Below are 26,594 nucleotides of genomic sequence, written 5' to 3'. Positions count from 1 at the left end.
ATGGGAGTCGGAACAATGCTCGCCAACTTGGCAAGAGTGGTCCGCAGGGTCGGTTTTTTCCACCGTACACCGTGCTGGCACTTTAACTGGCCGTTGGTTTTTTGATCTGTTTTCGGCGAGGGTTGCTCGTGATTGTTAGTCCCTGTAATGCACCAAAATTGTCTGCCAAACGGTTTCGAAATGCTCTGGTAGCGGGCTCTGCACTGCTCTGCCTGTTCAGCGCCGGCCAGCTTTGGGCATTCAATCTGGATGACGTATCGGTCAAGGCAAAAGAGCTGGCCGGGCAAAAATACGAAGCCCCGCGCAGTAACCTGCCGAATGAATTTCGTGAAATGAAATTCGCGGATTATCAAAAAATCCGCTTCCTCACCGAAAAAGCCGAGTGGGCTAACCAGAAAACCCCATTCAAGCTGTCGTTCTATCACCAGGGCATGCACTTCGATACGCCGGTGAAAATCAACGAAATCACGGCCAACACCGTCGAAGAGATCAAATACGACCCAAGTCGTTTCGATTTCGGCGATATGAAGTTCGATCCTAAAGCCACCGAGCAGCTGGGTTATGCCGGTTTCCGTGTGCTCTACCCGATCAACAAGGCCGACAAGCAAGACGAAATCATGACCATGCTCGGCGCGAGTTACTTCCGCGTCGTCGGCAAGGGCCACACCTATGGCTTGTCCGCTCGCGGCATGGCCATCGATACCGCCTTGCCGTCCGGCGAAGAGTTCCCGCGTTTCACCGAGTTCTGGATTCAGCAGCCGAAGCCGGGCGACAAGCACCTGGTGATCTTCGCCCTGCTGGATTCGCCGCGCGCCACTGGTGCCTATCGCCTGACCCTGCGTCCGGGCAGCGACACGGTCGTCGACGTCAAGGCCAAGATGTTCCTGCGTGACAAGGTCACCAAACTCGGCGTTGCGCCGCTGACCAGCATGTTCCTGTTCGGCGCCAACCAGCCGTCGAAAGTGCTGAACTACCGTCGCGAACTGCACGACTCCAGCGGTCTGTCGATCCATGCCGGCAACGGCGAATGGATCTGGCGCCCATTGAACAACCCGAAACACCTGGCCGTGAGCAACTTCTCGATCGAGAACCCGCGCGGTTTCGGCTTGCTGCAACGTGGCCGTGACTTCAGCCACTACGAAGACCTCGATGACCGCTACGACAAGCGCCCAAGTGCCTGGATCGAGCCGAAAGGCGATTGGGGCAAGGGCTCCGTCGATCTGGTGGAGATTCCTACCGCTGACGAAACCAACGACAATATCGTTGCTTTCTGGAGTCCGGAAAAACTGCCAGAGCCTGGTCAGCCCCTGGACGTCGCCTATCGCATGCACTGGACCATCGACGAAGCCGCCCTGCATTCGGCGGACAGCGCCTGGGTTCAACAGACCCTGCGTTCCACGGGTGACGTGAAGCAGTCGAACCTGATTCGTCAGCCGGACGGCAGCGTGGCCTACCTGGTGGATTTCCAAGGTCCGTCCCTGCAAGACTTGCCGGAAGATGCTGAAGTACGCAGCCAGGTTAGCGTTGGCGACAACGCGGAACTGGTCGAGAACAGTGTCCGTTACAACCCTGAAACCAAGGGCTGGCGCCTGACCCTGCGGATGAAGATCAAGGATCCGGGCAAGTCCACTGAAATGCGTGCAGCACTGGTCAAGACCATCACGCCGGCCGAGACGATCAAGACCACGGCGCCAGCGTCCAGCTCTTCCGTTGCCAAGGCCGACAAGATCGCCGCCAAGCAGCAGGAGAAGAAGGACAAGGAGGCCAAGCAAGCTGAAGCGCAAGCCCAGCAAGTCAAGGACACCAAGGACAAGGACAACAAAGACGCCAAGCAGCCTGTCGCTGCCGAAGCGGCCCCTGCCACACCGGAATCGGCACCGACTGAACAAGTCCTGACCGAGACCTGGAGCTATCAGTTGCCTGCCGATGAGTAATTCACAAGTACAGCCACAAACGCTTGCCGAGTACCTGGCGCATTTGCCGATGACCGACGAGCAGCGCGCGGAACTCGCGGGCTGCAAGTCTTTCAGTGAATTGCACGAACGTCTGTCGTCCCAGGCGTTCGACGCGCCGACCGATGCCGCCCAGGCGTCGGTCGGGCGGCGCCTGACCCTGAACACCGCCGAAGAACTGGCGGATGCGCAAATGTTGGGACTCGACGCCAGTGGTCGGGTTTGCCTCAAGGCAGCCCCGCCGATCCGTCGGACCAAAGTCGTTCCGGAGCCATGGCGCACCAATATTCTGGTGCGTGGCTGGCGTCGGCTGACCGGTCGCACCAACCCGCCGAAGCCGCCGAAGCCGCCGAAAGACGAGAACGTGTTGCCAGCAGCTCGCTGGCGCACCGTCGGTTCGATCCGTCGTTACATTCTGCTGGTGCTGATGCTCGGTCAGACGATCGTCGCCGGCTGGTACATGAAAGGCATCATGCCTTACCAGGGCTGGTCGTTCGTCGATCTGGAAGAAGTCCTGCACCAACCGCTGCTGCAAACTGCGGCCCAGGTGCTGCCTTACGTGTTGCAAACCAGCATCCTGATTCTGTTCGGGATTCTGTTCTGCTGGGTGTCGGCCGGTTTCTGGACCGCGCTGATGGGCTTCCTCGAGTTGATCACCGGTCGCGACAAGTACCGCATTTCCGGCGCCAGCGCCGGCAACGAGCCGATCGCCAAGGACGCACGCACCGCATTGGTGATGCCGATCTGCAACGAAGACGTGCCGCGGGTGTTCGCCGGTTTACGGGCGACCTTCGAGTCGGTTGCAGCCTCGGGTAACCTGGATCGCTTCGACTTTTTCGTGCTCAGCGACAGTAACGACGCCGATATCTGCGTCGCCGAACAGCAGGCCTGGCTGGACGTCTGCCGTGAAGCCAAGGGCTTCGGCAAGATCTTCTACCGCCGCCGTCGTCGTCGCGTAAAACGTAAAAGCGGCAACCTCGACGACTTCTGCCGTCGTTGGGGCGGTGACTACAAATACATGGTCGTGCTCGACGCCGACAGCGTAATGAGTGGCGAATGCCTGAGCAGCCTGGTGCGCCTGATGGAAGCCACGCCGGACGCCGGGATCATCCAGACCGCGCCGCGTGCGTCGGGCATGGACACCCTTTATGCGCGTATGCAGCAGTTCGCCACCCGCGTGTACGGTCCACTGTTCACCGCTGGCCTGCACTTTTGGCAGTTGGGCGAATCCCACTACTGGGGCCACAACGCGATCATCCGCATGAAGCCGTTCATCGAGCACTGCGCTCTGGCGCCGTTGCCCGGTAAAGGCGCGTTCGCCGGTGCGATTCTGTCCCACGACTTCGTTGAAGCGGCGCTGATGCGCCGTGCCGGCTGGGGCGTGTGGATTGCCTATGACTTGCCGGGCAGCTACGAAGAACTGCCACCGAACCTGCTGGACGAACTCAAGCGTGACCGTCGCTGGTGCCACGGCAACCTGATGAACTTCCGGCTGTTCCTGGTCAAGGGCATGCACCCGGTACACCGTGCGGTGTTCCTGACAGGCGTGATGTCTTACTTGTCGGCGCCGTTGTGGTTCTTCTTCCTCGTGCTGTCGACAGCCCTGCTGGCGACCAACACGCTGATGGAGCCGCAGTACTTCCTGGAACCGCGCCAGCTCTATCCGCTGTGGCCACAATGGCACCCGGACAAGGCGATCGCACTGTTCTCGACGACTATCGTGCTGCTGTTCCTGCCGAAGCTGCTGAGCATCATCCTGATCTGGGCCAAGGGCGCGAAAGAGTTCGGTGGCAGGTTCAAGGTGACGCTGTCGATGCTGCTGGAAATGTTGTTCTCCATGCTGCTGGCGCCGGTGCGGATGATTTTCCACACCCGTTTCGTGCTCGCCGCGTTCCTCGGCTGGGCCGCGACCTGGAACTCGCCGCAACGTGACGACGACTCCACGCCCTGGAGCGAGGCGGTCAAGCGTCACGGTCCGCAAACAGCGCTGGGTTTCTTCTGGGCGTTGCTGGTGATCTGGCTGAACCCGAGCTTCCTCTGGTGGCTGGTGCCGATCGTCGGTTCGCTGATGCTGTCGATTCCGGTGTCGGTGATCTCCAGTCGTGTCGGCCTGGGCCTGAAATCCCGTGACGAGAGCCTGTTCCTGATTCCTGAGGAATACAATCCGCCGCAGGCATTGCTGGCGACCGATCAGTACACCCACGAAAACCGCTGGCATGCACTGCACGACGGCTTCGTCCGGTCGGTGGTCGATCCACAGCAGAACGCGTTGGCGTGTGCGCTGGCGACGTCTCGTCACCGTCAGGCCGAGCCGATCGAATGGCTGCGCATCGAGCGGGTTCGCCATGCGATGAAGGTCGGGCCTGAAGGGCTGACCAACAACGAGCGCGTGGCCCTGCTGAGTGATCCGGTGGCACTGGGTCGCTTGCATGAGCAGGTCTGGAGCGAAGGCCATGCCGAGTGGCTGCAGGCCTGGCGCACTTCGGTGGATGCCGATCCGCATGCGCCGCTGTTGCCGCTCAAGCCGTTGAGCGTGCAGCCTCAGTTGGCATAATGAAAAACCCCGCGAAAGCGGGGTTTTTTTTGTGCTGATGATCGCTCCCGTGTTCTGCGTGGGAACGATCAAACAAATCTCCCTCAACCCCTTGTGCAAACGGCCGAGTGCGTTAGCATCCGTCCCCGAATTGGTGCGCCCGGACAACTTTCTGTTCGTATCTGCCGGTTTCCCAAAGGAAACCTGCGGTTTGCGTGCCTCACAATGCGATGGGTTTTGGGGACTTGAAGATGAAGAAGTATCTGTCGATGCTGCTGGTCGGCGTCACGGCATTGGTTGCAGTCAGCGCGGCGCAGGCCGGTGCCATCGATGACGCGGTCAAGCGCGGCACGCTGAAAGTCGGCATGGACCCGACCTACATGCCGTTCGAAATGACCAACAAGCGCGGCGAAATCATCGGCTTCGAAGTCGACATCCTCAAAGCCATGGCCAAGGCCATGGGCGTCAAGCTGGAAATGGTATCCACCGGCTACGACGGCATCATCCCGGCCCTGCTGACCGACAAGTTCGACATGATCGGCAGTGGCATGACCCTGACCCAGGAACGCAACCTGCGCCTGAACTTCAGCGAGCCCTTCATCGTGGTCGGTCAGACACTGCTGATCCGCAAGGAGCTGGAAGGCACCATCAAGTCCTATAAAGACCTGAATACCGCCGACTACCGCATCACCTCCAAGCTCGGCACCACCGGCGAGATGGTCGCCAAAAAACTCATTTCCAAAGCCAAATACCACGGCTACGACAATGAGCAGGAAGCGGTGCTCGACGTGGTCAACGGCAAGGCTGACGCCTTCATCTACGACGCGCCTTACAACGTCGTGGCGGTGAACAAGGTCGGCAACGGCAAACTGCTGTTCCTCGACAAGCCGTTCACCTATGAACCCCTGGCTTTCGGCCTGAAGAAGGGCGACTACGACAGCCTCAACTTCATCAACAACTTCCTGCACCAGATCCACGAAGACGGCACCTACGATCGCATCCATGACAAGTGGTTTAAAGACACCGCTTGGCTCAAGGATATGGAGTAACACTCGGTCAGATAGATCGAGTCGCCCCCTTCGCGGGCAAGCCTCGCTCCTACAGGCGGGATTGGAGTAATCCCAATCTTGCGCAAACGCGATCCCTTGTAGGAGCGAGGCTTGCCCGCGAAGGCGTCCTCCCCAGCGACTTAGCATTCGGAACCTGCAAACCCCAATGAAACAGAAAAAAACCCAATGGCCCTGGCACGTATTAACCGTGCTGGTGCTGATCGGCCTGGCTGGCGCGTTGTACTACGCCACCTCGCTGATGTCCTACGAATGGCGCTGGAACCGTGTGCCGCAGTACTTCGCCTACCACGCCGAAGAGTCCCAGCGCGCGGCCGACATCTCCACCGTCAGTGAGCTGGTGCGCAAGGGCAGCAAGGCTGAAGTCACCCTGCGCAATGATGCAGGGGATGAGCAGCACCTGACGGTTGACGACAACAGCCTGCAAGTCGCGCAAGGCGATGATGTGGCCGAAGGCGATGTGATCGGCGTGACCCGGCATTGGGCCGCCGGCCCGCTGCTATGGGGGCTCTGGACCACGTTGTGGTTGTCCCTGGTGTCTGGCGTGCTTGGCCTGCTGATCGGCCTGGCCACCGGGCTGTGCCGCCTGTCGAACAACCCGACCCTGCGCGACCTCTCGACGATCTACGTCGAGCTGGTGCGCGGTACGCCGCTGCTGGTGCAGATTTTCATTTTCTACTTCTTCATCGGCACCGTGATGAACCTCTCCCGGGAGTTCGCCGGGATCGCCGCGCTATCGCTGTTCACCGGTGCCTACGTGGCGGAGATTATCCGCTCTGGCGTGCAATCGATTGCACGCGGCCAGAACGAAGCGGCGCGCTCCCTCGGTTTGAGCGGTGGCCAGTCGATGCGCCACGTGGTGCTGCCGCAAGCGTTCAAGCGCGTGCTGCCACCGCTGGCCGGGCAGTTCATCAGTCTGGTCAAAGACACCTCGCTGGTGTCGGTGATCGCGATTACCGAACTGTTGAAAAGCGGTCGTGAAGTCATCACTACCTCGTTCTCGCCGTTCGAAATCCTGTTCTGCGTGGCCGGGTTGTACCTGTTGATCAACCTGCCGCTGTCGAAAATCGCCAGTCGGCTTGAGCGGAGGCTCGCGCAAAGTGATTGAAGTCCGCGATCTGATAAAAGTCTTCGACACCCGCGGCCAGGTGGTTCGCGCGGTGGACAACGTCACCACCCAAGTGGCGAAGGGCGAAGTATTGGTGGTGATCGGCCCGTCCGGTTCCGGCAAGTCGACCTTTCTGCGCTGCCTGAATGGCCTGGAAGCGTTCGACTCCGGTTCGGTGAGCATCGACGGTCTGCAACTGGCCGACCCGAAAACCGACGTCAACGCCTACCGCCGCGAAGTCGGCATGGTGTTTCAGCATTTCAACCTGTTCCCGCACATGACCGTGCTGGAAAACCTCTGCCTGGCCCAGAAAGTCGTGCGCAAGCGCGGCAAGAAGGAGCGCGAGGCCAAGGCCATGGTGTTGCTGGAAAAGGTTGGTATCGCTCAGAAGGCCCACGAGTTTCCATCGCGCCTGTCCGGTGGTCAGCAGCAGCGCGTGGCTATAGCCCGGGCGTTGGCGATGGAGCCGAAAGTCATGCTGTTCGATGAGCCGACGTCGGCGCTCGACCCGGAAATGGTCGGTGAAGTGCTGGATGTGATGAAGACCCTGGCCGTGGAAGGCATGACCATGGTTTGCGTTACCCATGAAATGGGCTTCGCCCGGGAAGTGGCGGACCGGGTGCTGTTCTTCGATCACGGCAAATTGCTGGAAGATGCCTCGCCGGCCGAGTTCTTCGATGCACCGAAGGATCCGCGTGCGCAGGCGTTTTTGCGCCAGGTTTTGTAACCGCATCGCCCAAAAAAGATCGCAGCCTTCGGCAGCTCCTACTACAGGCTGCCGAATGCTGCGATCTTTTTGCTTTGTGTGGTGTTAAACCTTGAATCTGCCCACCAGCATCTGCAAATGCGTCCCCAACCGCGCCAGCTCGACGCTGGAGGCCGCGGTCTCTTCACTCGCGGCCGAGGTCTGCTCGGATACGTCACGCACGTTCAGCACGCTGCGGTTGATCTCTTCGGCCACCGCGCTCTGTTGTTCGGCGGCAGCGGCGATCTGCTGGTTCATCGACTGGATCGCCGACACGGTACGGGTGATGCTTTCCAGTGAGCCACCGGCACGGCGGGTCAGTTCGACGCTGCTGTCGGTCAGGCTGCGGCTGTTGTCCATGATGGTCGCGACTTGCTGAGTGCCGGTTTGCAGGCCAACGATCAGCTCTTCGATTTCTTCGGTGGACTTCTGAGTACGCTGGGCCAGGCTGCGGACCTCGTCGGCGACCACTGCAAAGCCACGCCCGGCTTCACCGGCGCGAGCGGCTTCGATGGCGGCGTTGAGCGCCAGCAGGTTGGTTTGCTGGGCCACGGATTTGATCACGTCGAGCACGCTGCCGATCTTGTCGCTTTCGCGCTTCAGATCGCCCATGGCGGCAGTGGAATTGCCGACTTCGAGGGCCAGGCGCTCGATCTGGGCGATGGCTTCGCCGACCACCCTGTCACCCTCGCGGGCCTGCTGGTCGGCGGCGACGGCGGCTTCGGACGCTTCCTCGGCATTGCGCGCGACTTCCTGAACGGTGGCGGTCATTTCGTGCATGGCGGTGGCCACCTGATCGGTTTCGACCTTCTGACTGTTGACCCCGGCGCTGGTCTGCTCGGTAACGGCAGACAGTTCTTCAGCGGCGCTGGCGATTTGGGTCACGCCGTCGCTGATGCCGCCGATCAGCTCCCGCAGACTGACGACCATCCGCTGAAGGGTGCTTTGTAATTGACCCAGCTCGTCGCTGCGAGCGACCTCAAGGTTATGGCTCAGATCGCCCGAGGCAACACGTTCGACTGCCACCAACGTCTGTTGCAGTGGAACGACGATCTGCCGCGTAATGATCCAGGCTGCGAGCAGACCAAACGCCAATGCCAGGACGGTCACGATGATCAGCGTGCTTTTCGCTTGGGCCGTCTCCTGGTTACGCTTGTCGGTTTGCGAGCGGGTCAGTTGTGCGCTCAGGTCATTCAAGCGGGTCTCTTGATCCACCATCTTCTTGAGGGCGACGGCGCTGGCCACTTGCGAATCGCGGAACTGGCTGACTGCGACACGGTAGCCCTTGAGCGATTCGGTGGCTTGTTGCAGGTTGGCGCTGTGTTGTTCTGGCAGTTTGCCCGGCAGGCTTTCAAGGTTTTTCAGGGCGTTGTCGATGGCATCCAGCGCGGGTTGCTCGGCTTCGGGCTTGCCGCTGTAGGTATAACCGCGAACCTGGAAGCGCGCTTGCTGGAGCAGTTTGCTCAGCTCGACCACGCTGTTGAATTGAGTGACGCTGTCGCCTTGCAGCAAGGACTTTTCGACTTCTGTCACCTTGGCCACAGCGTTGTCGGCGGTGGCGCCGAGCTTGGATCGGGCCGATTCGCGGTTCTGCGTCGCTTGAGTCATGTCGGCAAAGGCGCGTTTGTAATCACCGATGGTGGCCAGTTGCTGATTGAGCACTTCCTGGTCCGAGATGCGCACAAACATTTTGAGGGCGACTTGCACGCCATCGTCAAGCTTGCCCAAGAGTTCGCTGACGGCTGCCGGGCCTTGTTCGCCACGGCGCATTTCGTAGTCGAGACGGGCGGTTCGCAAATCCTTGCCCAACTCGTTGAGGCCGGAGATGTAGCTCTGCTTGTCTGCGCGACTGATCACACTGCCTAGGCTATTCCAGCCAGTGAAAGTGATCAGGAGGGTCATGAGCAGCACGAGGCCAAAGCCGACACTCAACTTGCGATTGACGCTTACGTTTCCCAGTTTCTCGGCTAGCCATCGGTACATGCTGCGACTCCCTCGGACCATTGATTGGTTTTATGGGGACTGTATCGGCAGGCAGGCGAGATTCTGTAGGCGCGGCGCAATGCTCGGGCGGTGAGGGGTTTGCCCTGATGTTAAGAAATTTGAGCGACGGAGATCCTGTAGGAGCGAGGCTTGCCCGCGAAGAACGATAACGCGTAATGCCTGAAAGACCGCGGTGCATTCTTCGCGGGCAAGCCTCGCTCCTACAGGGTCCGTGGCTTAACTTACCGGCATTAGGACAAGCCCCGTTTGATTTTAAAACAGCCGCGAAAGCAGCGCAGTGACGGCTGTTTCGACCCGCAGGATGCGCTCGCCGAGCTGCACCGGTTGCAGGCCGGCCTTGGCCAGCAGGTCGATTTCGTAAGGAATCCAGCCGCCTTCGGGGCCGATGGCCAGGGTCACGGGTTCGTCCAGGCCACGGGGGCAGGGCGGGTAATTGCCGGGATGACCGACCAGGCCGAGAGTGCCTTCAGTGATTGCTGGCAGGCGATCTTCGACAAAAGGTTTGAAGCGCTTCTCGATGACGACTTCCGGCAGCACGCTGTCCCGGGCTTGTTCAAGCCCCAGGATCAATTGTTCGCGAATCGCCTCAGGTTCCAGGAACGGGGTTTGCCAGAAGCTCTTCTCGACGCGATAGCTGTTTACCAGAACGATTCGTGGCACACCCATGGCGGCCACGGTCTGAAACACCCTGCGGAGCATTTTCGGGCGTGGCAGGGCCAACACCAGGGTCAGTGGCAGCTTGGCTGGTGGCGGCTGGTCGAGGGTGACGCGCAACTCGGCTTCGTCAGCGTCCAGGCGCAGCACTTCGGCGGCACCCATCAGCCCGCCGATACGCCCGACGCGCATGCTGTCACCCACTTCACAGCGGTGGACTTCCTGCATATGGGTCAAGCGGCGATCGCGCAGGATCGCCCGGTCGGCCGCAATGAAATCGGCCTCCTCGAGGAGCAGCAGGTTCACGCTTGGGTCGCTGGCGGCTGATCGTTGTGATCGTCAGCCGGTTTTTCGTCCGGGTGCTCGCCGCGTTTGCTGATCAGGCTGCCGAACAGGACGCCGATCTCGAACAGCAACCACATTGGTACGGCCAACAGCGTCTGCGAGAAGATGTCCGGCGGCGTCAGGATCATGCCGACCACGAAGCAGCCGATGACCACATACGGGCGGATTTTCTTCAGGTAGGCGACGTTGACCACGCCGATCCACACCAGCAGCACCACGGCCACCGGGATCTCGAACGCCACGCCGAAGGCGAAGAACAGCGTCATGACGAAATCGAGGTAGCTGGTGATGTCGGTCATCATTTCCACGCCGGCCGGGGTGGCAGCGGCGAAGAACTTGAAGATCAGCGGGAACACCAGGAAATAGGCGAAGGCCATGCCGGTGTAGAACAGCAGGATGCTGGAGACCAGCAACGGCACGGCGATGCGCTTCTCGTGCTTGTACAGGCCTGGCGCGATGAACCCCCAGATCTGATGCAGGATCACCGGGATTGCCAGGAACAGCGAGACCATCATGGTCAGCTTCAGCGGCGTCAGGAACGGCGACGACACGTCGGTGGCGATCATCGTCGCGCCGGCCGGCAGGTACTGGCGCAACGGCGTGGAGACGAAGGTGTAAATCTGCTGGGTGAAGGCGAACAACCCGGCGAAGATGATGAAAATCGCCGCTACACAGCGCAGCAGACGGGTGCGCAACTCGGTGAGGTGCGAGACCAGTGGCATGTGCTGGTCGTTTTCGGGGAGATCGCTCATGGGGCTCGCGGCGGCAATGTTGGGTCATGAGGGGCGGGAGCTGTCGGCGCCGCCGCAGGAGGAACGGGTTCGACCGGCGCCGCTTCAGCGGCTTTTACGGTTTCTGTCGGTGCAGTGACAGGCGCAGCCTCGGCGACCGGCGCATGAATCGTCGGCGTCGCCACAGGTTCCACCGGCGTTGGCTCCTGCTGGGTCGGCGTGAAAATCTTCCGCGCCTCCTGCTCCAGGGACAGAATGTGCTCGTTGTGCAGTTGCCGGCGAATTTCGTCGGCACCGATTTCACGTTCAACTTCCTGTTTGATCGCGTTGAAGCTGCGCTTCAGCCGCCCGACCCACAGGCCAGCGGTGCGCGCAGCACCCGGCAGGCGCTCGGGGCCCAGCACCAGCAGGGCGACGAGGCCGACGAGCAGCAGTTCAGAGAAGCTGATACCAAACATTAGTCAGTGCTCACGAGTCTTTGCGGATCGGCTCTTCGACTTTTTGCGCCTGCACGTCGATGGTGTGCGGCGGGTTCACAGACGTTGTGGCCTGTGGCTGGGTCGGCGGAACCGGTTGGGCCGGAGTCGCTGTCGGGTCGGCCGGTTTCTCTTCGTCGTTCATGGCCTTGCGAAAGCCCTTGATCGACTCGCCCACGTCAGTGCCGAGATTTTTCAATTTCTTGGTGCCGAACACCAGCACCACGACAACCAGGATGACGATCCAGTGTTTCCAGTCAAAAATGCCCATGTTGCGTTCCTCTCTAATAATTATTCAGGCGGACGGACGCGAGGCTTTCTCGACGTGTCCGGACAGACCGAAGCGACGGTCCAGTTCATCGAGCACAGCCTGTGGATGTTGCCCCAACTGGGCGAGCATGACCATGCTGTGGAACCACAGGTCGGCGGTCTCGTAGATCACATCGCTGCAGTCACCGCTGATGGCGGCATCCTTGGCGGCGATAATGGTTTCGACCGACTCTTCGCCGACCTTTTCCAGAATCTTGTTCAAGCCCTTGTGGTACAGGCTGGCGACGTACGAGCTGTCGGCGGCGGCGCCTTTGCGTTCTTCCAGCACCTGGGCCAGACGGGTCAGGGTGTCAGTCATGAGTATGTCCTGCGCAATAGATAGCGTGCGGGTCTTTGAGAACCGGGTCGACGGTTTTCCAGTCGCCGTTCTCGAAAACGCGGTAGAAGCAGCTCTGACGGCCGGTATGGCAGGCGATGTCGCCGATCTGCTCGACCATCAGGATGATCACGTCAGCGTCACAGTCCAGGCGCATCTCATGCAGGATTTGCACGTGGCCGGACTCTTCGCCCTTGCGCCACAGCTTGCCACGGGAACGTGACCAGTAAATGGCACGGTTCTCGGCGGCGGTCAATTGCAGTGCTTCGCGGTTCATCCAGGCCATCATCAGGACGCGTCCGGTCTTGTGATCCTGGGCAATCGCGGGCACCAGGCCATCGGCGTCCCACTTGATCTCGTCCAGCCAGTTTTTCATCTTCGACTCCGACAGCGGGCTCTACTTCAATAGTTGAGGCCAATGTTCAAATTCAGCGTTCAAACAGTGTGCCAGCCGATGATCCAACTGGCTATCGGCGAACGACCAGATACAAGCCGATCGCCACCATGATTCCGGCGGGCCAATGCCCCAGTTCGTGCAACGGGCCACCGGCTGCGAGTATCGTGCCACCCGCCAGATGAGCGGTGCCGAGCAGGTGCAGGAACACGTCGTCCTTGCGCCGGTGCCACGGAGGCGGCGGGTCGTTGGCGTGGGGTTGGGACATGCGCTCAAGCAGGTCGCGGGCCATGTTGGCCAGGTGCGGGAGTTGCTCGAACTGGCTCTGCACGTTGCCCAGCAAGGCTTTGGGGCTGACGCGCTCGCGCATCCAGCGTTCGAGGAACGGCTGGGCGGTGTTCCACAGATCGAGGTCCGGGTACAACTGACGACCCAGGCCTTCGATGTTCAACAGGGTTTTTTGCAGCAAGACCAACTGCGGCTGCACTTCCATGTTGAAGCGTCGAGCGGTCTGGAACAGGCGCATCAGTACCTGACCAAAGGAAATATCTTTTAACGGTTTTTCGAAGATCGGCTCGCACACCGTGCGGATCGCCGCTTCGAATTCGTTGAGCTTGGTTTCCGCCGGTACCCAGCCCGAGTCGATGTGTAATTGCGCGACACGCCGGTAGTCACGCTTGAAAAACGCGAACAGGTTGCGCGCCAGATAGTCCTGGTCTTCCGGGGTCAGGCTGCCGACGATGCCGCAGTCGATGGCGATGTACTGCGGGCTCCAGGGCTGCACGGTGCTGACGAAAATGTTGCCGGGGTGCATGTCGGCGTGGAAGAAACTGTCGCGGAACACCTGGGTGAAGAAGATCTCCACGCCACGCTCGGCGAGCATTTTCATGTCGGTGCGCTGGTCGGCCAGGGTCGCGAGGTCGGTGACCTGAATCCCGTAGATGCGCTCCATCACCAGCACTTTCGGTCGGCACCAGTCCCAATAGACTTGCGGCACATACAGTAGGGGCGAACCGTCGAAGTTGCGCTTCAACTGGCTGGCGTTGGCGGCTTCGCGCAGGAGGTCGAGTTCGTCGTAGATGGTTTTTTCGTAATCACTGACCACGTCCACCGGGTGTAGCAGACGGGCGTCGGCCGAGAGTTTTTCCGCGGCGCGGGCCAGAATGAACAGCCATGCCAGGTCCTGGGCAATCACCGGTTTGAGGCCTGGGCGGATCACCTTGACCACCACTTCTTCACCGGTTTTCAGCTGCGCGGCATGCACCTGCGCCACCGAGGCCGAGGCCAGCGGTTCGACGTCGAAACGAGAGAAGACTTCACTGATCTTTTTGCCGAGCTGCTCTTCGATCAGCCGGACCGACACTTGTGAGTCGAACGGCGGCACGCGGTCCTGCAACATCATCAACTCATCGGCGATGTCTTCGGGTAGCAGGTCGCGGCGTGTCGAAAGGATCTGGCCGAACTTGATGAAAATCGGCCCAAGGTCCTGCAACGCCAGGCGCAATCGTGCGCCACGGCTCAGGTCCAGGGGCTTGCGCGGGAACCAGCGCCACGGCAAGGCATAGCGCAGCGCCAGCAGAAACCAGGGCAATGGCAGGGCGAACAGCAGGTCATCGAGGCGGTAGCGGATCACGACGCGCTGGATGCGCAACAAACGGCGGACGGCAAGCAGCTTCATGCGTTATCGCTTGGGTCGAGGGATCGGGAAAGGCGCTCGAAACGCGCCTCGAGACGTTCCAGATCGAGTTTGATCTGGTCCAGTTCACTGAAACGGGCTTCCGCTTCGCGCTGACCGACCAGGGTGCGCGATTCTTCGGCCAGGTATTCGCCCAGGTTCTGGTTGAGGCTGGCGAACCCTTGCTGATACCAGCGTGCGCGGCTGCGCAGATGACCTCCGACCAGTTGCGTGGCCACAGGCCCCAGCCAGCGCGAGAGTTCATACTCCCAGTCCAGCTCCAGGTCCTGAAGGACCGCCGCCAGTTCCAGCAGCACGCCGCTGTCGCCGTCGAGTTCGACTTCCGGGGCATGCAGCACCGACGTCTTGTCTTTGCTCGTCGCCAGTTTCAGCAGGCTTGAGGCCGGTGCGCGCAAGGTGCAGTCGGCACCGGTTTCCCAGTGGGACGCCAGCATCAGGCCTTCATCGCTGGGCAGGATGAACAATTGCAACGCCGGGCTGCGGCAGTCGACGGCAATCACCTTGCCACTCAAATGCGCCAGCCGCGGCAGCGCCGTGCTGTCGAGACGCAGCACCCGGTTCAGACCGAGTTCAACGCTGGCGAGCAGGCCGGCCAGCAACATCAGGGTTTGATGCCACGGTGCAGGGCGACGATGCCTGCGGTCATGTTGTGGTAGGTCACGCGGTCGAAACCGGCCTCGACCATCATCGACTTCAGGGTTTCCTGATTCGGGTGCATGCGGATCGATTCGGCCAGGTAGCGATAGCTTTCCGAATCATTGGTGATCAGCTTGCCCATCAACGGCATGAAGGCAAACGAATAGGCATCGTAGGCTTTGGACATCAGTGCGTTGGTGGGTTTGGAGAACTCCAGCACCAGCAGGCGACCGCCGGGCTTGAGCACGCGCAGCATCGAGCGCAGGGCGTCTTCTTTATGCGTCACGTTGCGCAGGCCGAAAGCGATGGTCACGCAGTCGAAGTGGTTGTCCGGGAACGGCAGCTTTTCAGCGTCGGCCTGGACGAATTCGACGTTGCCGGACACACCCAGATCCAGCAGGCGGTCACGACCGACCTTGAGCATGGATTCGTTGATGTCGGCCAACACTACCTGACCAGTTGGCCCCACAAGATGCGAAAACTTTTTGGTCAGGTCGCCAGTGCCGCCGGCGATGTCCAGCACGCGGTTACCGGCACGCACGCCCGACAGTTCGATCGCGAAACGCTTCCACAGACGGTGCATGCCGCCCGACAGGAGGTCGTTCATCAAGTCGTACTTGGCGGCTACCGAGTGGAAAACCTCAGCGACTTTTTCCGCTTTCTGGCTTTCCGGAACGTTTTTGAAGCCGAAGTGAGTGGTGGGTTCGGCATCGCTGCCTTTGCGCTGATCAGTCATATCGCTGTCACCAAAATAGAATGCGGGACATTCTAATCCCGGTGGCCTGCTTTGTCTTGGCAAGGCTGAAGGTAAGATATAGAGAAACCGGGACGTTTTGACGCAGTAACGGTCAAGATGCTTCAGGAAGTGTCCATAAAGCAGGAGTCATTCGATGGCCCATATTAGTGTTGAGCGTGCCCATGGCCTGGGTAAGGAAGCGGCCCGCGAGAAGGCCGACAAGTTGGCGCAGAAACTGTCCGATCAATATGGCCTGGAGCCACAGTGGTCTGGCGACACGCTGAACCTCAAGCGCTCCGGTGTGAAAGGGGCAGTGCATGTGGGCGAGGATTCGATCCGGGTTGATGTCGAATTGGGGCTGTTGATGTCCGCCATGAGCAGCACCATCAAATCGGAAATCGAAAGGGCTCTCGACAAAGCCCTCGCGTGATGACGACCCGTAGGAGCGAAGCTTGCTCGCGAAGGCAGAGTTCCTGCCATCGAAGATGGTGCGGATGGACCGGCCCCTTCGCGAGCAAGCTTCGCTCCTACAGGTATTCCACGGCACGCAATTGTTGCGGTTGTTAGGGTGCCGTTTCTAATTTTTCTCCCTACTTTGTGCCTGAGCCCGACACTTTCGCGGGCAGTTCCTCAACCCTTCTGCGCGTGAGGTGGACCATGGCCAAAGTTATTGTGAAGAAAAAAGTCGACGTTGAGACCAACACTCTGAACGACGTCAAATCGTATGCCCGCAAGATCTGGCTGGCGAGCCTGGGTGCTTACACCAAGGTCGGTCAAGAGGGTGGCGAGTACGTTCAAGAGTTGATCAAGGCTGGTCAAGCTGTTGAAAAGAAAGGCAAAAAAGTAGTTGCTGAGAAACTTGAAGCGGCTAATGCCGAGATCGATGAAGCCAAGAGTGAGGTGAGTACTTTCAAAGGCAAAGTCGAACTTCAACTCGACAAAGTCGAGAAGGCTTTCGATACGCGTATCGCAAGTGCCTTGAATCGTATCGGCATTCCGTCTAAACATGACGTGGAGACACTCTCTGCTAAGCTCGATGAGCTGACAGCATTGCTCGAACGTGTCGCGCGTAAATCTTAAGGAGAACGGGATGGCTGGCAAAAAGAATACTGAAAAAGAAGGCAGCTCGTGGATCGGGAAGGTCGAAGACTACTCCCGCAAGATCTGGCTGGCTGGTTTAGGCGTGTACTCGAAGATTGATACTGACGGCAGCAAACTCTTCGATGCATTGGTTAAGGACGGCGAGAAAGCCGAGAAGCTCACCAAGAGCGCTGTCGGCAAGACTGTCGATGCTGCCAAGGACTCCGCTTCGTCGGCCAAGTCGCGCATCAGCGGCGTGAAAGATCGCGCACTGGGCAAGTGGGATGAGCTGGAAGGGGCTTTCGACAAGCGCCTGAACAGCGCCATTTCGCGCCTGGGTGTACCGAGCCGCAATGAAGTCAAGGCACTGCACAGCAAGGTCGATACCCTGACCAAGCAAATCGAAAAACTCACCGGTGCCAAGGTTGCGCCTGTTGCGGCGAAAACCGCGGCGGCCAAACCGGCAGCTAAAAGCGCTGCCAAGCCATTGGCCAAGGCCGCAGCGAAACCTGCCGCCAAGCCGGCAGCCAAAACTGCTGCTGCGAAACCTGCAGCCAAAGCGGCCGCTAAACCCGCTGCTAAACCCGCTGCAAAAGCTGCCGCAAAACCAGCCGCTAAACCAGCGGCCAAACCTGCAGCTAAAACCGCAGCGGCCAAACCCGCTGCGGCGAAGAAGCCAGCAGTGAAAAAACCAGCCGCCCCGAAAGCGGCCGCTCCGAAACCAGCAGTGGCTGCCGCCAAACCGGCAACCCCGGTCAGTCCGGCGAACTCCGCCGCTGCGCCGACCCCTGCTGTAACCCCGACTATCGCACCGACTCCATCGGCGCCAACCAGTCAGTCCTGATTTCCAGGACGCAAAAAAACGCCCGGCCTGTAAAGGTCGGGCGTTTTTGTTTGTGCATGGATTCCAGAAGCCATCGAAGACCCACCGGGTCAGTTGTGCTCTTCGAGGTACTGCAACGCCAACCGCTCGGTCGCGACTTTGACCGGCGGCAACAAGTGCGGCGCCACCAGCATCATGATCTGGTACACCACCAGTCGTACTTCACCTTCACGGTCGAGAATCCGCTGATAGTCCAGCGAGAACAGCAATGTCATGGTGATTTGCTCCACCAGTTGCCCCAATGCCTGGGTGTCGCTGACCAACTGCCCCTGAGCCTTCAACTGTGCCAGCAATGAAGCCAGTGTGCGCTTCAACGCATTGAGCAGGTTGCGTATCCCCTTGGCCAGTTTCGGCAGGCGGCCGGCAAGGTTCGACAAGTCCTGGAACAGAAACCGGTATTGGGCCAGGCGTTCGACGATCAGGTGCAGGAACAGCCAGTAATCTTCGGGTGCCAATTCCACATCGGACGGTGGATCGAGCAAGGGCGTCAGTTCGGTCTGGAAGCGTTCGAACAGCCCCAGGATCAGCGGCTCCTTGCCGTGGAAGTGGTAGTAGAGGTTGCCGGGGCTGATGCCCATTTCGTTGGCCACCTCCATGGTGGACACGTTCGGTTCGCCCTTCTGATTGAACAACTGCAGGGCACATTCGAGAATCCGGTCGCGGGTTTTCATCCAGTCTTCTTAATGGTCGAGTCAGGCCACGGCCATTGGCGGCCGTGGTTCATTGAACGTCAGCGCACGCGCACGTAAGTACCGGGTGCCGCCTCCATCGGTGGATAGTTCTGGTTGCCGAGGGTCATCTTGGTTTCGTGTAGTGCGCCGGAGCGTTCCTGAATCCAGCTCAGCCATTGTGTCCACCAACTGCCGTCGACGCGTTTGGCGTCGTAATACCAGGCCCGCGGGTCGCTGCTCAGTTTCGGGTTCTCGACGTAGTTGGCTTTCGAGTTGTGCGGCGGGTTGAGAATGCTCTGCACATGACCGCTGCTCGACAGCACGAAGCGTCGCTCGCCACCCAGCAGCAAGGTCGAGCGGTACACCGCATCCCACGGGGTGATGTGATCGTTCATGCCGGCCACGCTGAAACTGTCGACGGTGACTTTCTGCAGGTCGATCGGTGTGCCGCACACTTCCAGCCCACCCGGATGACTCAGCGGGTTGTGCTTGAAGAAGTCCAGCAGATCGCCATGAAACGCTGCCGGCAGGCGCGTGTTGTCATTGTTCCAGTAGAGGATGTCGAACGCCGGTGGCTCCTTGCCCAGCAGGTAGTTATTGACGAAGTAATTCCAGATCAAATCGTTGGGGCGCATCCAGGCAAAAACCCTGGCCATGTCGCGACCTTCCAGAACGCCCTTCTGATATGAGCGGCGCTTGGCCGCTTCCAGCGTTTGTTCGTCGACGAAGAGGGTGGCCGGGCTTTCTATCTGACTGTCGAGCAGGCTGACCAGATAGGTCGCGCTGGACACCCGCCGCAGCTGCCGCTTGGCCTGCAAGTGCCCTTGCAGCGCGGCGATGGTCAGCCCGCCGGCGCAGGCACCCATCAGGTTGACGTCGCGGGAGCCGGTAATCGCCCGGCACACATTCATCGCTTCTTCGGTGGCTTCGACGTAAGACGACAGCCCCCATTCGCGGTGACGCACATCAGGATTGCGCCAGCTGATCACGAAGGTCTGCAAGCCGTTTTTAAGGGCGAACTGGACGAAGCTGTTACTGGGGCTCAAGTCGAAAATGTAGAACTTGTTGATCTGTGGCGGCACGATCAGCAACGGCTTGGAATACTGTTTTTCGCTCATCGGCTTGTACTGGATCAGTTCCAGCAGCTCATTGCGAAACACCACGGAGCCGGTGGTGGTGGCGACTGTCTTGCCTACCTCGAATGCTTGTTTGGTGACCTGTCTGGGCAAGCCGTCGTTGTGCAGCAGATCGTCAAGCAAATGGCCGATACCCCGCACCAGGCTGTGACCGCCAGAGTTGAAGATCTCCTTGACCGCCAGCGGATTGAGCAGGGTGTTGGACGGCGCCACGGCGTCGTTGATCAAGGCAAACGCAAAGTGGGCGCGGGCGCGATCGTCCGGGCTCAGGTTGCTCTCGTCGATCCAGTTTTTGACCTCCTTCTGCCAACTCAGGTAGGCCTGCAAGCTGCGGCGATAAAAAGGGTTGAGGCTCCACGCCGGGTCGGCAAAGCGATTGTCTTGCGGATTGATCGGGTGCAGGGTTTCACCCAACAACACGCGGCCAAGCTGGCCCCCCAGCTTCAAGGCATGCCGGGCCGTGTACACCGGGTTGCGCAGGCCATGGGTGGCCAGGCTGCGCAAGGTTGAAAGCAAGTCCCGGCCGCGCAGACCGGTAACCGCACTCTGTGCGTTGATGAATGCAGCGGGAGTGGGCAAGGAGCCCTTCGCTGGTTTGTCGCGCATGAGTCAACACTCCTTCGTCATCAGGCCAAAAACAAACTCACCGAACAAATCACCATAGACGTTGTTGCGGATTGTTGCGCGGTACGACGTCCTGTCGACGCTCTTTTCCTGAACCAAATCCGGGGCCGGTCAACTGCCCGATGGCGCCGGATGCGGATGCATCACTGCGCGCTGACGTTCCTCTTCGAGAAACTTCATGATGATCGGTGCCACCGCTTCGGCCCGGGTAATCAAGAACAGATGCCCGTCGTCGATGATGTGCAATTGGGCGTTGGGAATTCGCCAGGCCAGCATGCGCATATTGATCAGCGGGATCAGTGGGTCGTCGTCGCCGGCCAGCACCAGGGTCGGCTGGTGGATCTTGTGCAGCCAGTGAATGCTGGTCCAGCCGAACCCGGCGAATAGCTGCCAGTAGTAGCCCAGTTTGCCTGCCGAGCGAACCCGCGCGGCGTGACTGGCCGCCAGGGTCGGATCGCGACGGAACGAGCCGCCATAGATCATCGGCGCGATGCGAATCACATGGGACGGCTGGATGTAGCGTCGTGGGCTGGCCATCATCCATAGCACTTTCGGTTTGCCCGGCACCATCACTGTGCCGGCCGCCGTGGCTGCCAGCACCAGCTTCTTGCAGCGCTCGGGATAGTCATAGGCAAATTGCTGCGCCAGGGCGCCACCCCATGACACGCCGATCACATTGACTTGCCCGTAATCGAGATAATCGAGCATTCGCGCCGTCAGTTTCGCCAGGCCCGAAAAGCGATACGGCCGGCTGGGCGTCGATGAGCCGCCGACACCGGGTACGTCGAAGGCGATGACTTCCAGGTCCGGATCCAGTGCCTGGACGAACGGAAATATCAGCTCCAGGTTGGCGCCGATGCCATTGAAAACCAGCAAGGGCGTCAAGTGAGGTTTGCCGGGGCGTACCGCGGTGCGGAGGGTCTGCCCATCCAGGTTGACGGTACGGAATACGAACGGTTGCGGCATGCACGAAGCCCTGTAAGTTTTAAACGCTGATTGGGCCATCCCGGGCCGTCGCAGAATGTTCGAGGCTGGCCTCGAGGCTGATTAATGACAATCGCGGCACCTCCCAGTGCCGCGGACTGCGAGTTGTTTGAAGCTCAACGTTCGTGCACATACGTGCCTGGCGACGCCTCACCCGCGGGATAGGCCTTGTTGCCAAGGTTGGCGGGGGATTTCTTCAGTTTGCCCGAGCGTTCGGCCTGCCACGCCTGCCAATGCAACCACCAGGAGTCGGTGTGCTTGGTGGAGTTTTCCATCCAGTCCTCGGCCTTGACCGGCATGTCGGTGCTGGTCATGTAGCGTGCTTTCGGATTGCCCGGCGGGTTCAGAATGCTCTGGATATGTCCGCTGCTGGACAGCACGAACTCGACCTTGCCGCCGAACAGTTGTGCCGACTTGTAGCAGGACTTCCACGGGGTGATGTGATCGTTGGTGCCGGCCAGGGAAAAGATGTCGGCATCGACCTGTTTGAGGTCGATCGGTGTGCCGCACACTTCCAGTGCATTGGGGCGGATCAGTGGGTTGTTTTTGAACATCTCGATCAGGTCGCCGTGGAAAGCGGCCGGCAGGCGAGTGGTGTCGTTGTTCCAGAACAGAATGTCGAACACCGGTGGCTCGTTGCCCAACAGGTAGTTGTTGACCCAGTAGTTCCAGATCAAGTCGTTGGGACGCATCCAGGCGAAGACTTTCGCCATATCGCGACCTTCCAGCACACCGGCCTGGTAGGAGTGGCGCTTGGCGGCTTCGAGAGTCTGCTCGTCGACGAACAGGGCCACGTCGCTGTCGAGGGTGGTGTCGAGCACGCTGACCAGCAGCGTCAGGGCGTTTACTTTCTTCTCGCCGATCGCTGCGTAATGACCCAGCAGCGCGGTGCAGGTAATGCCGCCGGAGCAGGCACCGAGCATGTTCACGTCTTTGCTGCCGGTGATCGCGGTGACCACGTCGACCGCCTCCTTGAGCGCTTCGATGTAGGTCGACAGACCCCACTCGCGTTGTTCCTTGGTCGGGTTGCGCCAGCTGACGATGAACGTCTGCATGTTGTTGCGCAGGCAGAAGCGCGCCAGGCTCTTGTCCGGGCTGAGGTCGAAAACATAGAACTTGTTGATTTGCGGCGGCACCACCAGCAGTGGGCGTTCATGCACTTGCTCGGTGATCGGCTTGTACTGGATCAGCTCCAGCACGTCGTTGCGAAAGACCACCGCGCCTTCGGTCACACCCAGGCTCTTGCCGACTTCGAACGCGCCCATGTTGACCTGGCTCGGCATCCCGCCGTTGTGGATCAGATCCTTGGCCAGATGAGAGAGGCCGTCGAGCAGGCTTTTGCCGCCGGTTTCGAAGAAGCGTTTGACCGCCGCCGGGTTGGCTGCCGTGTTGGTCGGGGCCATGGCTTCGGTCATGAGGTTGATCACGAAATGCCCGCGAGCGACGTCCTTGGGCGAGAGATTGCTCTTATCGATCCAGGTATGGAGCTCCTTGCGCCACGCCAGATAAGTTTGCAAATAACGTTTGTAGAGAGGGTTCTGGCTCCAGGCCGGGTCGAGGAAACGGCGGTCGTCGCTTTGCGGTTGAAGCTCGGATTTTCCGAACAGCACGTTCTTGAGTTCGATGCCGAAATGGGCGACGTGCCTGGCACTGTGGATGGGTTGTCTGATGGCCTGGGTCAGCACCATTCGGGCAGAGCCCAGTAGATCCTTTCTACGCAGCCCAACAACAGGATTCAGTCCCAAGGTATTTTCTGAAGCCTGGAATTTCAGGTCATCGTTTTGCTTGTTACTCATCTACGACGCTCCATTGTCCTGAGGCGAGTACCTGAGCCCAGCTGTGTAGTCACACAGCAAACGCCAGGTACTACTGCTCGGGGTGACCGTTAATTGCGCATAGCTACAAATGCACGGAACTTGCCAGCTCCATTGGTTACCCGAGTTTAATTTTTTTCGCAAGCGGGCCAATCGTTGACCCGGCAGCCAAGCATTCAAACAGATGGAATTAGAAAATGCCCTCTAAATACCTCGAGGCCTGACCTAGAGCATCAGCTTGACGACCGACTCGTTCGGATCACGGGTCTTTCCGGCCGCTTTGAGTTCGGCAAGATAATCGTTCCACAGATCCTCTTGGCGCACCGCCAACTGGTACAGATATTCCCAGGTGAACAGGCCGCTGTCGTGGCCGTCGTCGAAGGTCAATTTCAGTGCGTACTGACCGGCTGGTTCGACCTTGCTCAGGCCTACGCCGATCTTGCCAAATTGCAGGATAGGTTTGCCGTGGCCCTGGACCTCGGCGGAAGGAGAGTGCACGCGAAGGAATTCTGCGGGCAGGTGATACTCCTCGCCGGACGCGTATTTGAGCGTCAGGGTTTTCGAGGCTTTGTGCAGTTTGATGTCGGTGGGGAGTTGGGTCGTCATGGGGCCGATCTTCCGTTTGTATGAAGGCCCTGTGTCGGCGGGTGATCTGTGGCGAGGGAGCTTGCTCCCGCTCGGCTGCGTAGCAGTCGTAAATCCGGCGAATGAGGTCTTGTAGATAAACCGCATTCACCGACTTTGGGGCCGCTTCGCGACCCAGCGGGAGCAAGCTCCCTCGCCACGGAAGCCCGCTCACACAGAATGAGACCTACAGGATATAACGGGACAGGTCTTCGTTCTGCGCCAATTCGCCCAAGTGGCTATTGACGTAATCGGCATCGATCAGGATCGCCTTTTCGTCATGGGTGCTGGCCAGATCGCCGGCACTGAACGACACCTCTTCAAGCAGACGCTCCAGCAAGGTGTGCAGGCGACGGGCGCCGATGTTCTCGGTCTTCTCGTTGACCTGCCAGGCAATCTCGGCAATACGCTTGATGCCGTCCGGCTGGAACTCGATGAGCAGCCCTTCGGTTTTCAGCAGCGCGCAATACTGCTCGGTGAGAGAGGCATGCGGTTCGCTGAGGATACGCTCGAAATCTTCCGGGCTCAGGGCCTTGAGTTCGACCCGAATCGGCAGGCGACCTTGCAGCTCCGGCACCAGATCACTCGGCTTGCTCAGGTGGAATGCGCCAGAGGCGATGAACAGGATGTGGTCGGTCTTGACCATGCCCAGTTTGGTGTTGACGGTGCAGCCTTCGATCAGCGGCAGCAAGTCGCGCTGTACGCCTTCACGGGATACATCGACGCCACCGGTATTGCCGCGCTTGGCGACCTTGTCGATTTCGTCGATGAACACGATGCCGTGCTGTTCGACAGCTTCCAGCGCCTTGGCCTTCAACTCTTCTTCGTTGACCAGGCGACCGGCTTCTTCGTCGCGAACCAGTTTCAGCGCTTCCTTGACCTTGAGCTTGCGGCTCTTGCGCTTGCCCTTGCCCATGTTGGCGAACAGGCTCTGCAACTGGTTGGTCATTTCTTCCATGCCCGGTGGTGCGGAGATATCGACGCCGGTGATTTCGGCGACTTCGATTTCGATCTCCTTGTCGTCCAGCTGACCTTCACGCAGGCGTTTGCGGAACAGCTGGCGGGTGTTGGAATCCTGGGCCGGGGCGGCGTCTTCGTTGCTGAAACCCATGCGTGCCGGTGGCAGCAAGGCGTCGAGGATACGTTCTTCGGCGGCGTCTTCGGCGCGGTGGCGAACCTTGGTCATTTCCTGTTCGCGCAGCAGTTTGATCGCGGCATCAGCCAGATCGCGAATGATCGACTCGACGTCGCGGCCGACGTAGCCGACTTCGGTGAACTTGGTTGCTTCGACTTTGATGAACGGTGCGTTGGCGAGTTTGGCCAGGCGGCGGGCGATCTCGGTTTTACCGACGCCGGTCGGGCCGATCATCAGAATGTTCTTGGGGGTGACTTCGACGCGCAGCTCTTCGGGCAGCTGCATCCGGCGCCAGCGGTTGCGCAAGGCAATGGCGACGGCGCGTTTGGCATCGTCCTGGCCGATGATATGGCGATTGAGTTCGTGGACGATTTCACGGGGGGTCATGGGCATAGTAATTGGCGGTCCTCAAGCAAAAGTGAGCCGTGGCGCTAGGCCAAGACAGGCTTACTCAGCGAGATCCTGCTCCTCGATGGTGATGTTGTGGTTGGTGAACACGCAGATGTCGCCAGCGATGCCCAAAGCGGTTTCGACGATTTCCCGGGCCGACAGGTCGGTCTTTTTCAACAGCGCGCTGGCCGCAGCCTGGGCGTAGCCGCCGCCGGAACCCATGGCGATCAGGCCTTCTTCAGGCTCAACCACGTCACCGTTGCCGGTGATGATCAGAGAGGCATCCTTGTTGGCGACCGCGAGCATGGCTTCGAGGCGGCTGAGGGAGCGGTCAGTGCGCCATTCTTTGGCGAGTTCGACAGCGGCGCGAACCAGGTGGCCCTGATGTTTTTCGAGTTGGCCTTCAAAACGTTCGAAGAGGGTGAAGGCGTCAGCGGTAGCCCCGGCAAAACCGGCGATAACCTGACCGTGGTACAGGCGGCGAACTTTCTTCGCGTTGCCTTTCATCACGGTATTGCCGAGCGAAACCTGGCCGTCGCCGCCCATGACGACTTTGCCGTGGCGGCGAACTGAAACGATGGTGGTCAAGGGAGAGTCTCCACGCAGCGGGGCGAAAATGCCTTATGCCAACTCATATGGGGGTGGTGGAGCGTTTTTCAACTGTAGGACGCGGCGGGGGACGAGCGGTGGTGGGCAGGGATGAATGTGTTGTCTGTTCTGACGCCTTCGCGGGCAAGCCTCGCTCCTACAGAGATTTACGTGATCCTGTAGGAGCGAGGCTTGCCCGCGAAGAACGATGACGCAGTGTCCTTGACGAAATTAGCGGCTCTGGCGTCGTTGTAACAACAGGTTACTGAAGCCACTGCCCGCCAATTGTTTCTGGGCGGTGGTCAGTTGTTCTCGGTTGCTGAACGGGCCGACCAGCACCCGGTACCAGGTCTCGTCCTTCACCGTGCCGGATTCAACCGCCACGGCCTGACCCAGCAGGATGATCTGCGCCCGAACCTTGTCGGCATCGGCTTGCTTGCGGAACGAACCGGCCTGCAGGAAGAACTTGGTCACTGGCGCCGCTTTAGCCACCGGTGGCGCTGGCGGCGGAGTGATGCCGGCCAATGCCGCCTGAGCCCGGGCGGTGTCGATCTTCGCCGCTTCCGCAGGCGTCACCGGCGTGGTCGGCACGGCCGGCACTTGTGGCGTCGGCAGGGTTTTCTCCGGTACCGCATCCGGCGGCACGATCACTTCCGATTCCGGCAGCAAGGTGTAGAAGTCGTACTTCGGCTTCACCGGTTGCGTCGGGCTCGGCGGGGTCTTGTTGGCTTCGGCGATCTTGGTAGCTTTCTGCTGTTGCTCGACCTTCTCGCGCTTGACGCTGTCACTGCCCTTGCCCGGCTCCAGCTTCATCAGGAACACAATGAACGCGCCGACCGTCAGGCCGATGGCCATCCACAGCCAGCCTGGGATCGGTTGCTTTGCAGGAGCTTGGTAACGGCTGGCGCCACGCTTGGGTGCAGGTTTTTTCTTGGCAGCCAA

Annotated in this window: 26 protein-coding genes and 1 pseudogene; 8 read left to right on the top strand and 19 right to left on the bottom strand. The window is 59.9% G+C overall.

Annotated features, from left to right (window positions below):
* Positions 1 to 128: 128 nt before the first annotated feature.
* From AC07V0_RS05385 to AC07V0_RS05365, 5 genes are all read left to right on the top strand, one after another.
* A complete protein-coding gene (locus AC07V0_RS05385; protein ID WP_026286649.1) occupies positions 129 to 1,934 on the top strand; it encodes a glucan biosynthesis protein G in 1,806 nt (601 codons plus the stop codon).
* Positions 1,927 to 4,506 (top strand): glucans biosynthesis glucosyltransferase MdoH, encoded by a 2,580-nt coding sequence (gene mdoH / locus AC07V0_RS05380; protein ID WP_495019482.1) that lies wholly within the window; start codon positions 1,927 to 1,929, stop codon positions 4,504 to 4,506. The genes AC07V0_RS05385 and mdoH overlap by 8 nt, the downstream gene beginning before the upstream one ends.
* A 230-nt stretch (positions 4,507 to 4,736) precedes the next feature.
* The gene (locus tag AC07V0_RS05375) at positions 4,737 to 5,534 is read left to right on the top strand and encodes a transporter substrate-binding domain-containing protein (protein ID WP_026286648.1); all 798 of its coding nucleotides are present in this window, start codon (positions 4,737 to 4,739) and stop codon (positions 5,532 to 5,534) included.
* Positions 5,535 to 5,700: 166 nt separating this feature from the next.
* The gene (locus tag AC07V0_RS05370; protein ID WP_490135160.1) at positions 5,701 to 6,660 is read left to right on the top strand and encodes an amino acid ABC transporter permease; all 960 of its coding nucleotides are present in this window, start codon (positions 5,701 to 5,703) and stop codon (positions 6,658 to 6,660) included.
* Positions 6,653 to 7,387 carry an amino acid ABC transporter ATP-binding protein gene (locus tag AC07V0_RS05365; RefSeq protein WP_007936789.1) on the top strand — a complete coding sequence of 245 codons (735 nt, stop codon included), beginning with the start codon at positions 6,653 to 6,655 and terminating at the stop codon, positions 7,385 to 7,387. Before AC07V0_RS05370 ends, AC07V0_RS05365 begins: the two co-directional genes overlap by 8 nt.
* Positions 7,388 to 7,471: 84 nt before the next feature.
* Here AC07V0_RS05365 and AC07V0_RS05360 read toward each other — a convergent pair whose 3' ends face one another.
* The 11 genes and pseudogenes from AC07V0_RS05360 to ubiE form a co-directional block, all read right to left on the bottom strand.
* Positions 7,472 to 8,185 (bottom strand): methyl-accepting chemotaxis protein, encoded by a 714-nt coding sequence (locus tag AC07V0_RS05360; RefSeq protein ID WP_370741088.1) that lies wholly within the window; start codon positions 8,183 to 8,185, stop codon positions 7,472 to 7,474.
* A gap of 141 nt (positions 8,186 to 8,326) precedes the next feature.
* Positions 8,327 to 9,307: pseudogene (locus AC07V0_RS05355) on the bottom strand (methyl-accepting chemotaxis protein); the annotation flags it as partial.
* A gap of 354 nt (positions 9,308 to 9,661) precedes the next feature.
* Complete coding sequence (locus tag AC07V0_RS05350; protein ID WP_018929166.1) at positions 9,662 to 10,369, bottom strand: 16S rRNA (uracil(1498)-N(3))-methyltransferase; 708 nt, start codon at positions 10,367 to 10,369, stop codon at positions 9,662 to 9,664.
* Positions 10,366 to 11,160 carry a twin-arginine translocase subunit TatC gene (gene tatC, locus AC07V0_RS05345; protein WP_018929165.1) on the bottom strand — a complete coding sequence of 265 codons (795 nt, stop codon included), beginning with the start codon at positions 11,158 to 11,160 and terminating at the stop codon, positions 10,366 to 10,368. The genes AC07V0_RS05350 and tatC overlap by 4 nt, the downstream gene beginning before the upstream one ends.
* Positions 11,157 to 11,597 carry a Sec-independent protein translocase protein TatB gene (gene tatB, locus AC07V0_RS05340; RefSeq protein ID WP_495019481.1) on the bottom strand — a complete coding sequence of 147 codons (441 nt, stop codon included), beginning with the start codon at positions 11,595 to 11,597 and terminating at the stop codon, positions 11,157 to 11,159. The genes tatC and tatB overlap by 4 nt, the downstream gene beginning before the upstream one ends.
* A gap of 10 nt (positions 11,598 to 11,607) precedes the next feature.
* Positions 11,608 to 11,886 carry a twin-arginine translocase TatA/TatE family subunit gene (locus AC07V0_RS05335; protein WP_018929163.1) on the bottom strand — a complete coding sequence of 93 codons (279 nt, stop codon included), beginning with the start codon at positions 11,884 to 11,886 and terminating at the stop codon, positions 11,608 to 11,610.
* Between the two features lie 24 nt (positions 11,887 to 11,910).
* Positions 11,911 to 12,243 (bottom strand): phosphoribosyl-ATP diphosphatase, encoded by a 333-nt coding sequence (locus AC07V0_RS05330; RefSeq protein WP_018929162.1) that lies wholly within the window; start codon positions 12,241 to 12,243, stop codon positions 11,911 to 11,913.
* Positions 12,236 to 12,637, bottom strand: coding sequence for a phosphoribosyl-AMP cyclohydrolase (gene hisI / locus AC07V0_RS05325; RefSeq protein ID WP_018929161.1), 402 nt, complete (start codon positions 12,635 to 12,637; stop codon positions 12,236 to 12,238). Before hisI ends, AC07V0_RS05330 begins: the two co-directional genes overlap by 8 nt.
* Before the next feature lie 91 nt (positions 12,638 to 12,728).
* A complete protein-coding gene (gene ubiB / locus AC07V0_RS05320) occupies positions 12,729 to 14,333 on the bottom strand; it encodes a ubiquinone biosynthesis regulatory protein kinase UbiB (RefSeq protein WP_495019480.1) in 1,605 nt (534 codons plus the stop codon).
* The gene (locus tag AC07V0_RS05315) at positions 14,330 to 14,953 is read right to left on the bottom strand and encodes a ubiquinone biosynthesis accessory factor UbiJ (protein ID WP_018929159.1); all 624 of its coding nucleotides are present in this window, start codon (positions 14,951 to 14,953) and stop codon (positions 14,330 to 14,332) included. The genes ubiB and AC07V0_RS05315 overlap by 4 nt, the downstream gene beginning before the upstream one ends.
* On the bottom strand, positions 14,953 to 15,723 hold the full coding sequence (ubiE, locus tag AC07V0_RS05310) for a bifunctional demethylmenaquinone methyltransferase/2-methoxy-6-polyprenyl-1,4-benzoquinol methylase UbiE (protein ID WP_007936800.1): 771 nt from the start codon (positions 15,721 to 15,723) through the stop codon (positions 14,953 to 14,955). The genes AC07V0_RS05315 and ubiE overlap by 1 nt, the downstream gene beginning before the upstream one ends.
* A gap of 154 nt (positions 15,724 to 15,877) precedes the next feature.
* Between ubiE and AC07V0_RS05305 the strand changes: the two genes are divergently transcribed.
* The 3 genes from AC07V0_RS05305 to AC07V0_RS05295 all read left to right on the top strand — a co-directional run bounded on the left by AC07V0_RS05305 (position 15,878) and on the right by AC07V0_RS05295 (position 17,647).
* Positions 15,878 to 16,153 carry a polyhydroxyalkanoic acid system family protein gene (locus tag AC07V0_RS05305; protein WP_064615913.1) on the top strand — a complete coding sequence of 92 codons (276 nt, stop codon included), beginning with the start codon at positions 15,878 to 15,880 and terminating at the stop codon, positions 16,151 to 16,153.
* 227 nt (positions 16,154 to 16,380) lie between these two features.
* On the top strand, positions 16,381 to 16,803 hold the full coding sequence (locus AC07V0_RS05300; protein ID WP_064615915.1) for a phasin family protein: 423 nt from the start codon (positions 16,381 to 16,383) through the stop codon (positions 16,801 to 16,803).
* A 10-nt stretch (positions 16,804 to 16,813) separates the two neighbouring features.
* Entirely contained in the window at positions 16,814 to 17,647 is an 834-nt protein-coding gene (locus tag AC07V0_RS05295; RefSeq protein ID WP_064615917.1) for a phasin family protein, read from the top strand.
* A gap of 89 nt (positions 17,648 to 17,736) precedes the next feature.
* Here AC07V0_RS05295 and AC07V0_RS05290 read toward each other — a convergent pair whose 3' ends face one another.
* The 8 genes from AC07V0_RS05290 to AC07V0_RS05255 form a co-directional block, all read right to left on the bottom strand.
* On the bottom strand, positions 17,737 to 18,357 hold the full coding sequence (locus tag AC07V0_RS05290) for a TetR/AcrR family transcriptional regulator (protein ID WP_018929155.1): 621 nt from the start codon (positions 18,355 to 18,357) through the stop codon (positions 17,737 to 17,739).
* Between the two features lie 59 nt (positions 18,358 to 18,416).
* Positions 18,417 to 20,099 (bottom strand): class II poly(R)-hydroxyalkanoic acid synthase, encoded by a 1,683-nt coding sequence (gene phaC / locus AC07V0_RS05285; RefSeq protein WP_111453925.1) that lies wholly within the window; start codon positions 20,097 to 20,099, stop codon positions 18,417 to 18,419.
* A 129-nt stretch (positions 20,100 to 20,228) separates the two neighbouring features.
* Entirely contained in the window at positions 20,229 to 21,083 is an 855-nt protein-coding gene (gene phaZ / locus AC07V0_RS05280) for a poly(3-hydroxyalkanoate) depolymerase (RefSeq protein WP_018929153.1), read from the bottom strand.
* A gap of 134 nt (positions 21,084 to 21,217) precedes the next feature.
* Positions 21,218 to 22,897 (bottom strand): class II poly(R)-hydroxyalkanoic acid synthase, encoded by a 1,680-nt coding sequence (phaC, locus tag AC07V0_RS05275; protein ID WP_026286647.1) that lies wholly within the window; start codon positions 22,895 to 22,897, stop codon positions 21,218 to 21,220.
* A 243-nt stretch (positions 22,898 to 23,140) separates the two neighbouring features.
* Positions 23,141 to 23,521, bottom strand: coding sequence for a gamma-butyrobetaine hydroxylase family protein (locus AC07V0_RS05270; RefSeq protein WP_018929151.1), 381 nt, complete (start codon positions 23,519 to 23,521; stop codon positions 23,141 to 23,143).
* A 205-nt stretch (positions 23,522 to 23,726) separates the two neighbouring features.
* Complete coding sequence (gene hslU / locus AC07V0_RS05265) at positions 23,727 to 25,067, bottom strand: ATP-dependent protease ATPase subunit HslU (RefSeq protein ID WP_019581849.1); 1,341 nt, start codon at positions 25,065 to 25,067, stop codon at positions 23,727 to 23,729.
* A gap of 54 nt (positions 25,068 to 25,121) precedes the next feature.
* Complete coding sequence (gene hslV, locus AC07V0_RS05260; RefSeq protein ID WP_007936812.1) at positions 25,122 to 25,652, bottom strand: ATP-dependent protease subunit HslV; 531 nt, start codon at positions 25,650 to 25,652, stop codon at positions 25,122 to 25,124.
* A gap of 231 nt (positions 25,653 to 25,883) precedes the next feature.
* The gene (locus AC07V0_RS05255; protein ID WP_495019479.1) at positions 25,884 to 26,594 is read right to left on the bottom strand and encodes an SPOR domain-containing protein; all 711 of its coding nucleotides are present in this window, start codon (positions 26,592 to 26,594) and stop codon (positions 25,884 to 25,886) included.

The sequence above is a fragment of the Pseudomonas sp. GW821-FHT01E10 genome, from assembly GCF_059422365.1.
This window is presented reverse-complemented; position numbering and strand designations above follow the sequence as displayed.

Coding starts and splice junctions, on each gene's coding strand:
- mdoH (WP_495019482.1), top strand. CDS start 1,927: ATGAGTAATTCACAAGTACAGCCACAAACGCTTGCCGAGTACCTGGCG.
- AC07V0_RS05375 (WP_026286648.1), top strand. CDS start 4,737: ATGAAGAAGTATCTGTCGATGCTGCTGGTCGGCGTCACGGCATTGGTT.
- AC07V0_RS05370 (WP_490135160.1), top strand. CDS start 5,701: ATGAAACAGAAAAAAACCCAATGGCCCTGGCACGTATTAACCGTGCTG.
- AC07V0_RS05360 (WP_370741088.1), bottom strand. CDS start 8,185: ATGCACGAAATGACCGCCACCGTTCAGGAAGTCGCGCGCAATGCCGAG.
- tatC (WP_018929165.1), bottom strand. CDS start 11,160: ATGAGCGATCTCCCCGAAAACGACCAGCACATGCCACTGGTCTCGCAC.
- tatB (WP_495019481.1), bottom strand. CDS start 11,597: ATGTTTGGTATCAGCTTCTCTGAACTGCTGCTCGTCGGCCTCGTCGCC.
- AC07V0_RS05335 (WP_018929163.1), bottom strand. CDS start 11,886: ATGGGCATTTTTGACTGGAAACACTGGATCGTCATCCTGGTTGTCGTG.
- AC07V0_RS05330 (WP_018929162.1), bottom strand. CDS start 12,243: ATGACTGACACCCTGACCCGTCTGGCCCAGGTGCTGGAAGAACGCAAA.
- hisI (WP_018929161.1), bottom strand. CDS start 12,637: ATGAAAAACTGGCTGGACGAGATCAAGTGGGACGCCGATGGCCTGGTG.
- ubiB (WP_495019480.1), bottom strand. CDS start 14,333: ATGAAGCTGCTTGCCGTCCGCCGTTTGTTGCGCATCCAGCGCGTCGTG.
- AC07V0_RS05315 (WP_018929159.1), bottom strand. CDS start 14,953: ATGTTGCTGGCCGGCCTGCTCGCCAGCGTTGAACTCGGTCTGAACCGG.
- ubiE (WP_007936800.1), bottom strand. CDS start 15,723: ATGACTGATCAGCGCAAAGGCAGCGATGCCGAACCCACCACTCACTTC.
- AC07V0_RS05305 (WP_064615913.1), top strand. CDS start 15,878: ATGGCCCATATTAGTGTTGAGCGTGCCCATGGCCTGGGTAAGGAAGCG.
- AC07V0_RS05300 (WP_064615915.1), top strand. CDS start 16,381: ATGGCCAAAGTTATTGTGAAGAAAAAAGTCGACGTTGAGACCAACACT.
- AC07V0_RS05295 (WP_064615917.1), top strand. CDS start 16,814: ATGGCTGGCAAAAAGAATACTGAAAAAGAAGGCAGCTCGTGGATCGGG.
- AC07V0_RS05290 (WP_018929155.1), bottom strand. CDS start 18,357: ATGAAAACCCGCGACCGGATTCTCGAATGTGCCCTGCAGTTGTTCAAT.
- phaC (WP_111453925.1), bottom strand. CDS start 20,099: ATGCGCGACAAACCAGCGAAGGGCTCCTTGCCCACTCCCGCTGCATTC.
- phaZ (WP_018929153.1), bottom strand. CDS start 21,083: ATGCCGCAACCGTTCGTATTCCGTACCGTCAACCTGGATGGGCAGACC.
- phaC (WP_026286647.1), bottom strand. CDS start 22,897: ATGAGTAACAAGCAAAACGATGACCTGAAATTCCAGGCTTCAGAAAAT.
- AC07V0_RS05270 (WP_018929151.1), bottom strand. CDS start 23,521: ATGACGACCCAACTCCCCACCGACATCAAACTGCACAAAGCCTCGAAA.
- hslU (WP_019581849.1), bottom strand. CDS start 25,067: ATGCCCATGACCCCCCGTGAAATCGTCCACGAACTCAATCGCCATATC.